The organism is Dokdonia sp. R78006, assembly GCF_042466145.1.
Taxonomy (GTDB): domain Bacteria; phylum Bacteroidota; class Bacteroidia; order Flavobacteriales; family Flavobacteriaceae; genus Dokdonia.
This window is the reverse complement of the sequence record NZ_JAXHBU010000001.1, coordinates 1,562,130-1,576,001: the sequence shown is the minus strand read 5'-3', so window position 1 is coordinate 1,576,001 and position 13,872 is coordinate 1,562,130. Positions and strand designations below refer to the sequence as shown.

12 protein-coding genes and 1 riboswitch are annotated in these 13,872 nt (G+C 36.6%); of the genes, 5 read left to right on the top strand and 7 right to left on the bottom strand.

Annotation, left to right across the window (positions count from 1 at the left end):
* Positions 1–74: 74 nt before the first annotated feature.
* On the bottom strand, positions 75–1,367 hold the full coding sequence (locus SJY37_RS07035; RefSeq protein ID WP_298330219.1) for an O-acetylhomoserine aminocarboxypropyltransferase/cysteine synthase family protein: 1,293 nt from the start codon (positions 1,365–1,367) through the stop codon (positions 75–77).
* 179 nt (positions 1,368–1,546) lie between these two features.
* Positions 1,547–1,668: riboswitch (SAM riboswitch) on the bottom strand.
* A gap of 439 nt (positions 1,669–2,107) precedes the next feature.
* Here SJY37_RS07035 and metK point away from each other — a divergent pair.
* A complete protein-coding gene (gene metK, locus SJY37_RS07030; protein ID WP_298330221.1) occupies positions 2,108–3,361 on the top strand; it encodes a methionine adenosyltransferase in 1,254 nt (417 codons plus the stop codon).
* Positions 3,362–3,503: 142 nt separating this feature from the next.
* Here the strand turns inward: metK and SJY37_RS07025 are convergent, their stop codons facing one another.
* The 5 genes from SJY37_RS07025 to SJY37_RS07005 form a co-directional block, all read right to left on the bottom strand.
* Entirely contained in the window at positions 3,504–4,046 is a 543-nt protein-coding gene (locus SJY37_RS07025; RefSeq protein WP_298330223.1) for a CIA30 family protein, read from the bottom strand.
* A 65-nt stretch (positions 4,047–4,111) separates the two neighbouring features.
* Entirely contained in the window at positions 4,112–4,735 is a 624-nt protein-coding gene (locus tag SJY37_RS07020; RefSeq protein WP_298330226.1) for a TMEM175 family protein, read from the bottom strand.
* A 78-nt stretch (positions 4,736–4,813) separates the two neighbouring features.
* Entirely contained in the window at positions 4,814–7,579 is a 2,766-nt protein-coding gene (locus SJY37_RS07015; protein ID WP_379952933.1) for a carboxypeptidase regulatory-like domain-containing protein, read from the bottom strand.
* A 141-nt stretch (positions 7,580–7,720) separates the two neighbouring features.
* On the bottom strand, positions 7,721–8,629 hold the full coding sequence (locus SJY37_RS07010) for a GLPGLI family protein (protein WP_379952932.1): 909 nt from the start codon (positions 8,627–8,629) through the stop codon (positions 7,721–7,723).
* Positions 8,630–8,711: 82 nt separating this feature from the next.
* Positions 8,712–9,551 (bottom strand): GLPGLI family protein, encoded by an 840-nt coding sequence (locus SJY37_RS07005; protein ID WP_379952931.1) that lies wholly within the window; start codon positions 9,549–9,551, stop codon positions 8,712–8,714.
* A 134-nt stretch (positions 9,552–9,685) separates the two neighbouring features.
* Here SJY37_RS07005 and SJY37_RS07000 point away from each other — a divergent pair, with 134 nt between their 5' ends.
* Both SJY37_RS07000 and SJY37_RS06995 read left to right on the top strand, forming a co-directional pair.
* Positions 9,686–11,347, top strand: coding sequence for a sensor histidine kinase (locus SJY37_RS07000; RefSeq protein WP_379952929.1), 1,662 nt, complete (start codon positions 9,686–9,688; stop codon positions 11,345–11,347).
* On the top strand, positions 11,340–12,017 hold the full coding sequence (locus SJY37_RS06995; protein WP_379952928.1) for a response regulator transcription factor: 678 nt from the start codon (positions 11,340–11,342) through the stop codon (positions 12,015–12,017). The genes SJY37_RS07000 and SJY37_RS06995 overlap by 8 nt, the downstream gene beginning before the upstream one ends.
* On the opposite strand, the gene SJY37_RS06990 is transcribed toward SJY37_RS06995, so the two are convergent.
* Positions 12,014–12,403, bottom strand: a complete 390-nt coding sequence (locus SJY37_RS06990; RefSeq protein WP_379952927.1) for a group III truncated hemoglobin — start codon at positions 12,401–12,403, stop codon at positions 12,014–12,016. The two genes, SJY37_RS06995 and SJY37_RS06990, sit on opposite strands and share 4 nt — an antisense overlap.
* Positions 12,404–12,453: 50 nt before the next feature.
* On the opposite strand from SJY37_RS06990, the gene SJY37_RS06985 reads away from it, so the two are divergent.
* Both SJY37_RS06985 and SJY37_RS06980 read left to right on the top strand, forming a co-directional pair.
* Positions 12,454–13,242 (top strand): hypothetical protein, encoded by a 789-nt coding sequence (locus SJY37_RS06985; RefSeq protein ID WP_379952926.1) that lies wholly within the window; start codon positions 12,454–12,456, stop codon positions 13,240–13,242.
* Position 13,243: 1 nt separating this feature from the next.
* On the top strand, positions 13,244–13,858 hold the full coding sequence (locus SJY37_RS06980; protein WP_339849193.1) for a deoxynucleoside kinase: 615 nt from the start codon (positions 13,244–13,246) through the stop codon (positions 13,856–13,858).
* Positions 13,859–13,872: the final 14 nt, after the last annotated feature.

The window sequence follows — 13,872 nt, the reverse complement described above, 5'->3', positions numbered from 1 at the left end:
ACCCTATCTATAAGTTAAAAAAGGGAGTCCCTATGAACAGGGGACTCCCGCACTAATTAATTAACTAAGATTAATTACACTAAGACGTTTTTATCTACTCGCGCAAATGCTGCTACGAGATCTTCTTTTAAATCTGCTATATCCTCAAGACCTACAGAAAGACGTATTAAATCTTTAGTCACGCCTGTGCTTACTTGATCATCATCACTAAGCTGTTGATGTGTTGTACTTGCAGGGTGAATTATAAGCGATTTACTATCTCCTATATTTGCTAGTAGTGAGAAAAGTTTAGTTTCATTTGAGATTGTTTTTGCGCTCTCAAAACCTCCTTTTACACCAAAGGTCACAATCCCACTCTGTCCTTTAGGCAAGTATTGTTTTGCAAGGTCGTTGTACTTACTAGAAGCAAGACCTGGATAGTTTACCCATGCCACCTCATCACGAGTTTGTAACCACTCTGCAAGTTCAAGCGCATTTTTAGAATGCTTCTGTAATCTAAGTTCTAGTGTTTCTAGACCTTGTAAGATTTGGAATGCATTAAACGGACTTAGAGCTGCACCATGATCGCGCAATCCTTCTATACGTACTTTTGCAATAAACGATGCTTCCTTAATCACATCCCAATAAACTAAACCGTGATATCCGGCGGAAGGCTCCGTAAATTCTGGAAACTTACCATTACTCCAGTCAAATTTTCCAGCATCTATAATAACTCCACCTAATGCGGTACCATTACCATTTATGTATTTTGTAAGTGAGTGAATCACAATATCTGCACCGTGCTCGATTGGATTGAGTAGCGCTGGTGTTGCTACGGTGTTATCTACAATGAAAGGGACTTTGTGCGCTTTCGCGAAAGCGGAAATACCTTTTAAATCTAACACGTCAAGCTTAGGATTACCTAATGACTCTACAAAGAAAGCTCTCGTATTTTCTTGGGCAGCCTTCTCAAAATTTTGAGGATCTGAAGGATCTACAAATGTGGTTGTAATCCCAAAACGTGGTAAAGTAACGCTCAAAAGATTCCATGTGCCTCCGTAAAGACTACTAGAAGCTACAATGTGATCTCCCTGCTTTAGTAACGTAAGTAAAGTCGTGTTAATGGCCGCAGTTCCTGAGGCAGTCACGACAGCTGCTAGTCCGCCCTCTATGTCTGTAAGGCGCTTCTCAAGCACGTCATTTGTTGGGTTATTGAGACGTGTGTAAATAAAACCTGGCTCAGACAGGTTAAATAGGTTTGCTGCATGGTCTGCATCTTTAAATACATAAGCCGTGCTCTGGTAGATAGGAACTGCTCGGGTTCCTCCATTTGCTGCATAATCGTGTCCTGCGTGCAACGCTTTGGTTGCCAATTTTTGTGTACTCATTTTTCTCTTTTTTGTCCCAGTACTACTAGGATTAATTTTAGCCATTCACTTCGTGCGAAAGGATTAAAAACAAAAGCCAAATATTTCCAATGCGAATCCTTATCTCAAGGTCGAGGAAATGTTTAAAGAAAAATATTATAAGAAAAAACATAAGCGCATACCCGTGAGGTACTTGCTCGATGTTATCTATCCTCAAGTTTCGGTAATGAGCGATTCTTGGGTAGAATGTAGCACCTTCTTTCTAAGTGAAAGGGTTGCTAAGGCTTCATAGGGTCATTCCCTCAGCCTTTCTTGATAACATTTATTCTGTTCATTATTGCGCTTTCGCGAAAATCTGAACTGTCATTGAACTTTGTGAGCACAAATATTGTAAAAACAAATCTACAAAAACAAACTTTTTAGAATATTTTTCTAAAAAGTTTTATTAAAATCACTATTTCAGTAAAATATTCCGCTTAAATTATTTTTACAGTATAATATTCTAATTAAGATAATGAGACGTTGAAATTTACTCTTTAAATTTTCACAAAACAATAACATAACCCTACTAAATTGGTAGGATAATGGATTGTTTATATTATTAAAGTTTCTTTACCTTTGTGCCATAATTACGAGGACAGATTTGACTGCTTGCAACCTCAATAAAAAATGGCTAAAATCAAACATAAGACTTTAACGTTTCTTATGTTATGTTTCTACCCAGCATACGTCAAATCTACTTCTTGACAAAAAATTAAAAAATGGCTTACTTATTTACCTCAGAATCTGTTTCTGAAGGACACCCAGATAAAGTTGCAGATCAGATTTCTGATGCGCTTATTGATAATTTTCTCGCTTTTGATCCGCAATCTAAAGTTGCTTGCGAGACCCTAGTTACCACTGGACAAGTAGTACTTGCTGGTGAAGTACGATCTAGTGCTTACTTAGATGTTCAAAAAATCGCTCGTGAAACCATTAATAAAATAGGTTATACGAAGGGTGAATATATGTTTGACGGAAACTCTTGTGGTGTATTATCTGCCATACACGAGCAGTCTGACGATATTAACCGTGGTGTAGATCGCGACTCAAAAGAAGAGCAAGGAGCAGGAGATCAAGGAATGATGTTTGGCTATGCTACTAAGGAGACAGAAAACTTCATGCCACTGGCACTTGAGCTTTCTCATAAATTACTTATTGAACTAGGTAACCTACGTCGTGAAGACGACGAGATTACTTATTTACGCCCAGACGCAAAAGCGCAGGTGACTATAGAATACAGTGATGAAAACGTACCTCAACGTATTGATGCTATTGTAGTTTCTACGCAACATGATGATTTTGATGAGGACGAAGCTATGCTAGGTCGCATACGTGGAGATATTCAAGATATTTTAATACCTCGCGTAGTAGGTTTATTACCAGAAAATATTGCAAATCTTTTTAATGATGATATTAAGTATCACATTAACCCAACAGGAAAGTTTGTAATAGGTGGACCTCACGGAGATACAGGTCTTACAGGTCGTAAGATTATTGTAGATACTTATGGTGGTAAAGGAGCTCACGGAGGTGGTGCTTTTTCTGGAAAAGATCCATCAAAAGTAGATCGCTCTGCTGCTTATGCAACACGTCACATTGCAAAAAATCTTGTTGCTGCAGGCGTTGCAGATGAGATTCTTGTGCAGGTTTCTTATGCTATTGGTGTTGTAGAGCCTATGGGAATCTTTGTAGACACATACGGTACTTCTAAAGTAAACTTATCTGATGGTGAGATTGCAAAGAAAGTTACTGCACTATTTGACATGAGACCAGCTGCTATTGAAAGTAGATTAAAGCTACGTTCTCCTATGTACAGCGAGACTGCTGCTTACGGACACATGGGACGTACAAATGAAGTAGTTACAAAAACCTTCAAGAGCTTTGACGGTAAAGAAAAGAATATCGAAGTAGAATTATTTACTTGGGAAAAACTTGATTATGTAGAGAAAGTAAAAGAGGCTTTCAATCTATAATTGACTTATATATGTATTAAAAAGGGAGCCTAATGGCTCCCTTTTTTTGGTTTATACATTATCATAGCGATAGCTTTATGATTACTCGCATGCGCTCCCTGTTATGTGATTTCTCGACAGGCTCGAAATGACTTAGATGTAATTACTCAAATACGATTTTATCTAGTTCAATCTCAAAATCTGTAGCGGCTTTTGTATTTGAGATAAGTCCGAGACGAATGATTGAAGCCAGGTCATCTTTACCTGGGTGACCTTCCAAAGGTTCACCAAGTCTATATGTTCCAAAATCTGAAAGATTGTAAGTGACAGTTTTCCACTCACCTTCTGTTATCGGCAAATTGATTTTATAATTCGGTCTCCAGAATCTTTTATACTTATTGAGCGTAAGCCCAAAATCTTGTCCCGTAGACTTATATCGTACAGCTACGGTTTTATAACTCGACAAATCATAAGATTGATAAGGAGTGCGCAGCGAGGCAAAACCTCCATTATTCTCGAGACTTACGCTTCCGCGAAAGATGATACTTTCGCTAGTTTGCTCAATGCTACCTGTAGATAATCCTCCCATAACACCATCCAAGACGACAAACCAGTCATCACAGGTGTTGCAAGAAGTTCCAAAATCAAAAGAGAGCGTTGTCGTGTTCATAGTCGTTGTGATCAGTAAGGCTAAGAGGTATTTCATAGCTTTTTTCTTTAAAGTTACGCTTTCGCAAAAGCGTGAACCTTATACTTACCACATTTTTAACACTAGCTCGCTACTGTCAATTTTTTCTTAAAACGACGATCAATAACAAATTGAACTACAAAAAGAAGTAAAAATATAAAACGAGAAAGACTAGGCATGGAGATCGCTACAACACCTGCAATAACCCAAACAATCATCACATTAAGACCTCTAGCTCTGTACCAGCGGTAACGTAACCTTGTAAAACCTGAGAGTTGCTTTTCTGAGTGAAAGACATAACGCAACATCACTATATTAAAAAACCCTATCACACTAAGGTTAATACAGTAGAATATGAAAGGGCCAGCTTGGTCAAAGCCATTTATATACATCGCTGTTGAGAATGGTAAAATTACGATAGCAAGTAGAAAAAAGATATTTATCCAAAGTAATCTACCAGAAATCACACTTACATAACGCATTAATTTTATGTGACCCATCCAGTAGAGTGCACTAACCATAAAACTCACAAAAAGCCCTATAAAATCAGGTATTCTAGCCGACAGAACACTACGGAAGGGTTGTGTATTAATCTCACTTATAGTAGGAACACCCACCTCTAGAATGAGCAGCGTCATTACTATAGAAAATACAGCGTCTGAGAAATTAATTACTCTTGACTTATCATATGTTTCTTTAATCATCATCCTAAAATAATAATAAAAAATAAAAACGACCTCTTTTTACAGAGGTCGTTATGCAATATCTACTTAGCAATTAGCTCATTATAGATTATATTTTACTGTAAACATCGCTATTCTAGGTTGTACAAAATACTCTGTATTTGAAATTTGAAAATCATTCACATTGTTACTTGAAATGGTATCCACATTTAAGAGGTTTGTAGCCTGTATACGGAACTCCCACTGACTATCTGGCTTTTGGTAATACAAGTTTGCTTCTAGAAAAGAATACATATTATCAATTTCTGTACTATCATCATTATCATCATAATTATAAAGACTCCAGTCTGCACCTAATGTAAAGCCTTTACCGAAATTCCACTCTGCGTTTGCAAAAGGTCTGTTTGTAAAGAAGGTTCTATCTGTCACGCCATTATCTGAGTTTGTGCTTGTAAAGTTGTAACCTATTTCAAAATTTGGCGCTTCTTTAAAATTTGTCTCTGCACTTGCTCTATAATTCTGTGTTAGGTTTTTTGTGTTTCTATCTTCACCGTTGATAATGTTATTAAGATCACTATAGCTTCCATTTGCACTCACGTTAAGTTTCCACTTCTTAAAACGTTTTGAGAAACGTGCGTTAGCACTTAATGTCTCATCTGCAAAGTTTGTGTTGTTTACTGGACTAGCTACTTGGTTTATCCCTACAAATGACCCAGAAGTCTTTATAGGATCTACTCTGCGAGAATAATTTACTCCTCCAAAGAGACTCGTAAAGTTGAACATACTAAAGCTAAAGTAATTGATACTTGCATTGTGATAGATAGCATTTTCTATCTCTCTGTTACCACGATATAAACTATTGTAGTTATTAAATAATAAGCCTTCGGCAAAATTATTTACGTCTGTATACTGCGCTGTCATCTGGTAGTTAACTCGTAAACTTTTCCCTTGAGAGAAATCTAATACCGTAAATAAGTCTGGCAGTAATCTCACATCACTATCTTCTGTTGTTGTGCCTAGTTGCTCACTCTTTGTAGTATAATTATGTAATGTCAATCCTGGAGTAATTGTAAAAATTCCCGTTTTAAGTTTATAGTGAAGTCCTACAAACACATCACTAAAGTTAAATGCAACATCGTTACCTATAATAGTACCATCTAGTGTCTCGGTAAGATCATCTACCGTTCCTGTTTCTAAAATTTGAAATAGATTAGAATTAAAGTCTTGGCGACTTAAGGTTGTTCCTGCAGTAATATTAATGTTACTCTTTTTATTAAGGATGTAATAGTAATCTAATTTTGCATCTAGCTTATTGGTTTTGATATTTTTGTTTTGATTGATATCAAAAAGACCATTTGCACCAGGCATAAAATCAATAGAGCTTATTTCATTTGTCATATCTGCTGGGTCAGGCACTGTAAATGGCTCTTGAGAAAGCGTGGCATTATAAAACGGATCTTCATCTTGAAATAAATGCTGGATAGTCCCTGAGAATATGTTGTTCTCATCAAGTGTGTAGTACAAATTTACATTCTGATTGACAGAAAATGGCTCGTTCTCCTTATTTTGATCTACCACATCTTCTTGTACGGCTCCATCTCTTGTTACGATACTAGTACCGTCTGAAAATTCTGTTTGCTTGGACTTTTTTACAAGCACATCATAATCAAACTGCAAGTTTGCGTTAGGCTTATATACAGAACTCAGTTTTGCCATACCTAACTGATTGCGCTGATCTGTACTCTCATTGAAACCTTGTGTAAATCCCTGATTAATAAATGTATTTAGCGAGTTATTTACAAAGTTTGTCTTGTTATCCGAAAGTAACGCAAGACCACTTATATCCCATTTCGGGTTAATCATATATGTAAAATTGGCCGCTGCAAAACCAGTTTCAATCTCGTTTGCGCGATTATTTTGAGTAGTAAGAAAACCTAGACCACCATCACTTACATTAAAAGAAGTCCCACCTCGCTGATTAAAGTTTCTAAAACCCCCGGTAAAATTAAAGTAGTCTCTAAAGGTAAATGGCACCTCTCCCGTATTATTAAAATCTGTGATAATATTAATACTCCCTTTAGGGCTATAGTAAAATAGTTTTGCTTTACCTAAATATCTAAACTTCTCTCCATCACCAGCACCTGCTGTAAGATCTCCAAACCAGAAATTTGTCTTACCTTCCTTAAGACGTATATTAATCGCGACGTTATCTTGATCATTACCTAGACCTCGCATTTGAGAGACCTCATTATAGTTTTTAAGAACCTCAACCTTCTTGAGTGCATCTGCAGGGATGTTTTTGGTAGCAAGTTTAGAGTCTCCATCAAAAAAATCCTTACCCTCAATCATCACCTTAGAGACAACCTTTCCTTCTACCTCTATCTCACCATCATCATTAACCTCTATCCCAGGAAGCTTTTTGAGAACGTCACCTAGTTTTTTTTCATTTCCATTTGTAAAACTATCCGTGTTATAAACAATGGTATCACCTTTAATGGTAACAGGCATCTCATATACCAACTCCACATTATCTAACTGATTAGGATCTTCCTTTAACGTAAAGTCTTTAGTGATATCTTGGGCATCTTGAGCAACGTTTATTTCTTCATTTACAGATTGCAATCCCAAATAACTCACTTTAATATCATAGGTAATTCCTGTAGTAAGATCAAGGCGATAGCGTCCTGATGCATCGGTAATACCATAAGATTCTAATGTACCTTCTACTTTATTTGTAGCGATAATGTTTGCTAGTTCAAGTGGCGACCCTATAGAGTCTTTTACAACACCTCTAAGCGTTATAGACTGGGCAAAGAGCGTCAGGGGTAATGCTAGAAGCATTACCAAAATTATTTTTTTAAGTATCATTTAGGTTGGTTGGATTAGTCATACCTGCTATCAAAAGATTTCAGGTATGATCATTATATTGATTGATGTTATTGTTTGCTTGATTTCATCTTTACATAAGATCTGTATAAACTTCAACTAACTGAAAGCTTACTTAGTTTATTAAAAACGTCTTCCTCCTTGCTGCCCTCTTCTATTCCCTCCACCAAAACGTTCTGCCATTTCTTTTGCCTTTTCCTCAACGATGGCTTGGTATTCCTCTCTACTCACTTCTTTACCTTTTACAGGCGGCTCAATAGCAATAGGCTCCTGAGGATTAAGCACCACTTTAGTACAAAGGATGGTCGTATTGTTTGTGCTTAACTCTAAAATGAGTCCTGGTAAACCACCAAACTCATCTGGTCCGTGACTCGCAGGGATCATAGGTGTGTACCAAGCAACTATAGTTTCTGTCTTAGGCTCCTCTTCTGCTATTTCAATGTCGCTTGATGTACTGGCAGTAGCAGTACTATCTTCTTTTTTCTCACGACCTCTCTGTCCTTGTCTCGCTCCTCTTCCCATGCGGCTCCACATATTCTGCTCTATATTTCTAGTCGCTACCGCTTTAAAAACTGGATATTGTCCTATTACCTTGCTCTCTTTTACGAGCTCCCATTTTAAATTATTTAAGGTGTCTTTTACTAAGAAAATCTTACCCATCATGTCATTTTCACGGGCATAATCATTTGATGCACGGTTAGAGTAGATACCTCCTTGTGTAAAACCTCCTCCAAAACCACGTCCACCTCCACCTTGTCCAGGCGCTTGAAGTTTTTCTTCTTCTTTATAAAAAGACTCATCTTTATTAAAGCTCAGTGTATATTCCTTTTCTAAGAAATTTTTCATGCGCTCTGCAATCTGCTTTTTACGAGCTTCCGTCAGTTGCTGTCCACCACGATTAAAGCGTGACATATCTATCGTAGTTTTAGTTTGGTAAGTTGCAACACCTTCAATTTTCTGTGCTTGAACAGCTGTACCTACTGTAAGTGTCACAAATGCAATGCACAACCACTGGGATATTTTAAGAGTCATATTTCTAATTATTTATACTTTAGACTTTTAAAGTAGCGCATAGTTTGATGAGCTTTTAAATTTTAAGAAAATTTTAAGAACTCTAGTTCCGTATGATCTCTGTGGTTGTAAACACACGACTTCCATTTTTCCCTCTTTTACCTCCGTGACGCTCCATCATTTCGTCCATTTTTTCTTCTTGAATCTTATTAAACTCATCTTGAGCAACCACTTTACCTTTTTCTGGTAAAGCTATTTGCACTTCCTTTTTTGGGTTCAATACTACTTTTGTACACATAAGTGAGAATTTACCATCACTCACTTCTAGTATTAAGCCTGGTAATCCCCAGTACTCATCTGGACCATGATTTACAGGTATATCTAGCGTGTACCATGCGGTGATTGTTCTCGTCTTTGTAACAGATTCTTCCTCCTCTCCGGTCTCTTCATTAAAAGATGGCTGCTCATATTCTTCAGAGATGGTAGCTTTAAAACAGGTGTATACTCCTATATTTTTGATTTCTTTTTCTAATATCCATTTTGGTTTAGATAGTGAGTCCTTCACTAAGAACTCCTTTCCCATAATCTGAGTTTCCTTTAATAGCCTTCCTTCTACAGTATTGTGATAGGTAACGCCTTTGGCTCCAGAAACTGTAACTGTAATTCCATTTGTAGATGGCGCCGGAGCAGCGAGGCTTTCTTCTTGTTGGTAAGTAGATTCTGCACCTGCAAAGGCAAGTGTATACTCTTGCTGAAACTGCTTTTTCATCTGAGCTTGAACTTGCTTTTGAATTTCGGCGCTCATTCCATTGTTCTTATCATCATCCATTTTAAAGTCAAAAGATCGTTGTGATTGATAGGTTGCTACTCCTGAGAGTTGCTGTGAGTGCGCTTTCGCGAAAGCAAAAACTGTAACTAGCATGGTAATAATAAGTGATTTCATAATTGATTGCTTTTTGATTGACATGATTTATTGATGATTCAAATATCTGAAAATAAACAAGATACTAACGTTAACTACCGTTAACGAGTGTTAACCAATTTGCTTAAGAGCTCCTTATAAAGCATCTTTGAATTATGGAAGACAAGAGGTACACTTATATTATATACTTTATCGTTACCGTGATTACACTGACGCTAGCAATCCAATTATATTGGAACTACAAAAACTATGAGGCTGGAAAAGTACAGCTTGTGCGTGATGTGCAAATAGGTCTTGATCTAGCAGTAGACCAATATTATGAGGAGCTAGCTGCACAAAATACCATAGGTATTTTCTCAAAGTATGAAAAAGGTACAGGGGATTACCTCGAAACAGATGGGTTTAAAGATTTTCTTAGAAAGAAAACGGATAGCAGTGTTATAAGCATTGAACATATACAGATAGAAAACAATCTGGATAGCTTAGGTTTTCTCACGATAGAAGGTGCTCATCCAGAAAAAATAGATTCTATAATACAGAGCCAGCAACAACAAGCACTCACCAAGCACTTTGAAAAAAATAATGCCAACACCTCTACGCTTGTCATCAATGGAGGCTCAAATAAAGACACATTAAAAAACAACAGTAATAGGTTGCAGCGATTCTTTGCAAAGCAACGCCTTAAAACAGATAGTATCGCTAAATATGACACACTTGCTTCTGGAGAATTGAGGTTGCGCGATAGAAAAAACGCTCTAGAAACACTTTCATCAAAAATCGTTATATCATTTAACGATGATACCATTGATATAAAAAAATTAGATACACTTGTAAAAGAGCAATTACTGACATTAGGAATAGATCGCGCAGCACACAGTCTCACATATAGCCCAAAAGGAGACACCATCTCACGCCCCATTCCAGGGGTTTCCACACAACTCAGCCCAACCTATGATTTTAATGTGGTTGCAAATTCAAAATTGCTCCCTGCAGAAAGTATACTCTCTCTAGGTTTTAATGATATTACCACCATTATCTTAAAACGTAACCTAGCAGGTATATTACTTTCATTTATACTAATTGCAGCTGTAATTGCTAGCCTTCTCTACCTTCTCAAAATTATACGAGAACAAAAACAACTCGCCGAAATTAAAAATGATTTTATAAGTAATATCACGCACGAGTTTAAAACACCCATAGCCACCATAAGTGCAGCAATTGAGGGGATACAGCATTTTAACAAAGAAAACGACAAGGAAAAAACAGAAAAATACCTCGCCATGTCTACCACACAGTTAGGCAAGCTCAATACTATGGTAGAGCGCATACTAGACACCGCTACACTCGATAAGAATGATTTATCGTTACAAAAAGAGCGTTGTAACCTAGTGGAAGTACTTGAACATCTGATTAAAAAATATAAAGAAATTGCACCTGAGATTCCTATAACACTTAAGAGTACAACGTCTTCCATATGGGCTACTGTAGATATTTTTCATCTAGAAAATGCCATAGATAATCTTGTAGATAATGCTACTAAATATGGTAAACCACCAATAGTAATAGCTATAACAAACAGCAATAACACTATCCATCTGTCAATTACAGATGCTGGCACATCACTTACTAAGGATCAGGCGGCTCAATTATTTGAGAAGTTTTACCGTGTTCCTAAGGGAAACACCCATGATGTAAAAGGTTTTGGGATAGGACTTTACTACACCAAAACTATTATTGAAAAACACGGAGGCGCTATTGAAGTTCTCACTACTCCTCAAACCTCATTTAAAATTACAATCCCAGATGGCAATGACTAAACCTTATATTTTGCTCGCAGAGGATGAGCCAGCACTTGGGCTTATTGTAAAAGAAAGTCTAGAGAGCCGTGGCTTTAATGTGACACTCTGTATAGATGGTGTACAAGCCATGAATCAATACCAACTTAAAAAACCAGACATCTTAGTTCTTGATGTCATGATGCCAAAAAAAGATGGATTTACCGTGGCAAAAGAGATTCGTGAAAAAGATGATGAGATTCCTATAATCTTCCTCACCGCAAAGTCACAAACTGCAGATGTGGTCGAGGGATTTAGTATAGGTGGTAATGACTATCTCAAAAAACCTTTCAGTGTAGAAGAACTTATTGTTAGAATTCAGAATTTACTGCAACGTAAAACATTACAGCAAAAGGCAGAGGCCATTACCATCGGTAATTATCATTTTGATTTTACGAGGCAGGAATTACACTTTCGCGAAAGCGTACAAAAGTTAACTCACAGGGAATCTCATTTATTGTTTCATCTTCATAAAAATCGTAATGCCGTTCTAGACCGATCACTTATTCTTAAAAAATTATGGGGTGATGATGACTTCTTTTCTGCGAGAAGTATGGACGTCTTTATATCAAAACTTAGAAAAAAGCTGAAAGAGGACAGTACTATAGAAATCGTAAACGTAAGAGGATATGGCTATAAGCTCATCTGCTAGCGTGAAGGCTTTGCTTGAAACATATTTACAAGAAAAAAAGTTCCAATCTTACGAGCTCTAAACTTTGCCATCTCTGCAAGTTCGCCTTCATATAACTCATCTACCGTTTGTACCCAATGATTGAGCCACACACCAAAGTGTTGCTCATTTATAGTGTAGTCTTCATCTCTATCTACACGTTTGTGCGTTTGTAAAGGTCTTCCCGTAAAGATCTTTTTAAAGAACAAATTGCCTTCCCAAAAGTCTGTGAGATGCTCAAAGTGATGTGGCCAGTCTGTAATGTGTTTATTAAAAATAGGTCCCAAATAAACATCACTACGTATGCGACCATAAAAAGTGGTTACAAGTGTATATACATCTTCTCTATTTTCAATCTCTTTTTTCACCTTACAAAGGTATTAACTATAACGGCTAGATTTTTGTACTTTGCTCATTAATGCACAAACTGATTTACATATTACTATTGCTTGCCACCATCACGGTAACTAGCCAGAATTACACTTTAGAAAAGGTTAATGAGGTGACACTCGAGGCAGATATTTTTATAGGAGTTGATACTTTTAATGCCTTGTATCATATTAAAGATGATGTTTTATATAAAGACGATATTAATGACGGTTATCAATTTACTGCACTACAGCTAGGTGCTATCACTTCGGTTGATATTCTTAATCCGCTTAAAATAAGTGTGTTTCATGAAGCTACAAATACCGCAGTAATACTAGACAATACATTGAGTGAGATTACCCGCATTAATTTTTCTGCCATAGATGATTTTAGAAACATAAGTCATGTTGCGACAAATGGTGATAGACGTTTATGGGTATTTAATACAGACCTACAACAACTTGAGATTTTTGACTGGAATACAGATCAAATAACCACACAATTCCCACCTATGCCAGTCAATGCTACGACACTATCAACTAATTTTAATTTTGCGTGGGTAGTAAATGAAATAGGGTTGTTTCATTACAATAACTACGGTAGCTTTTTAAGTAAAACAGCCTTACAAGATATCACGCTCATTTCTCAAAGCAAAGGCGCTGTTATCTTGCTATCACAGGGCAAATTACACTACAAACCAAAAGAATCCAACGATTTTATTGCATTAAATACTCCAGATTTTACCATAAAACAACTTTCGTTGAATGGCGAAATCCTGTATCTTTACACCGGTCAAAAGTTAGCTGCTTTCCGACTAAAACTTCCTAAAAAACCTTAACATGCACATTGCAATTGCCGGTAACATCGGAGCAGGTAAAACTACCTTAACTAAACTTTTATCTAAACACTTTAACTGGACTCCACAATATGAAGATGTTGTAGATAATCCATATCTAGATGATTTTTATAATGAGATGGAACGCTGGTCTTTCAATCTTCAGATTTACTTTTTAAACAGTCGTTTTAGACAACTACTAGATATAAAAGATAGCGACAAAACGATTATTCAAGATCGTACTATTTATGAAGATGCATTCATCTTTGCCCCTAACCTTCATGCGATGGGTCTTCTTACTAATCGTGATTACAATAACTACAAGTCTCTTTTTGACTTGATGGAAAGTGTGGTAGATGCACCAGACTTGATGATCTATTTACGTAGCTCTATTCCTAATCTAGTATCACAAATACATAAGAGAGGGAGAGATTATGAAAATTCTATCTCTATCGACTATTTAAGTCGTCTTAATGAGCGTTATGAAGCATGGATACATGGTTATAAAAAAGGAAAGCTTCTCATTATCGATGTAGATGATATTAACTTTGTAGATAATCCAGAAGACTTAGGGGATATTATTAATAGAATAGATGCTGAGTTAAACGGTCTTTTCTAGAGTTAAAACAACAT

Bases quoted from the DNA above. Each gene is read 5' to 3' on its own strand.
- SJY37_RS06995 (WP_379952928.1), top strand. From the start codon at position 11,340: ATGACTAAACCTTATATTTTGCTCGCAGAGGATGAGCCAGCACTTGGG.
- SJY37_RS07000 (WP_379952929.1), top strand. From the start codon at position 9,686: ATGGAAGACAAGAGGTACACTTATATTATATACTTTATCGTTACCGTG.
- SJY37_RS06985 (WP_379952926.1), top strand. From the start codon at position 12,454: ATGCACAAACTGATTTACATATTACTATTGCTTGCCACCATCACGGTA.
- metK (WP_298330221.1), top strand. From the start codon at position 2,108: ATGGCTTACTTATTTACCTCAGAATCTGTTTCTGAAGGACACCCAGAT.
- SJY37_RS07025 (WP_298330223.1), bottom strand. From the start codon at position 4,046: ATGAAATACCTCTTAGCCTTACTGATCACAACGACTATGAACACGACA.
- SJY37_RS07020 (WP_298330226.1), bottom strand. From the start codon at position 4,735: ATGATGATTAAAGAAACATATGATAAGTCAAGAGTAATTAATTTCTCA.
- SJY37_RS07015 (WP_379952933.1), bottom strand. From the start codon at position 7,579: ATGATACTTAAAAAAATAATTTTGGTAATGCTTCTAGCATTACCCCTG.
- SJY37_RS07010 (WP_379952932.1), bottom strand. From the start codon at position 8,629: ATGACTCTTAAAATATCCCAGTGGTTGTGCATTGCATTTGTGACACTT.
- SJY37_RS07035 (WP_298330219.1), bottom strand. From the start codon at position 1,367: ATGAGTACACAAAAATTGGCAACCAAAGCGTTGCACGCAGGACACGAT.
- SJY37_RS06980 (WP_339849193.1), top strand. From the start codon at position 13,244: ATGCACATTGCAATTGCCGGTAACATCGGAGCAGGTAAAACTACCTTA.
- SJY37_RS07005 (WP_379952931.1), bottom strand. From the start codon at position 9,551: ATGAAATCACTTATTATTACCATGCTAGTTACAGTTTTTGCTTTCGCG.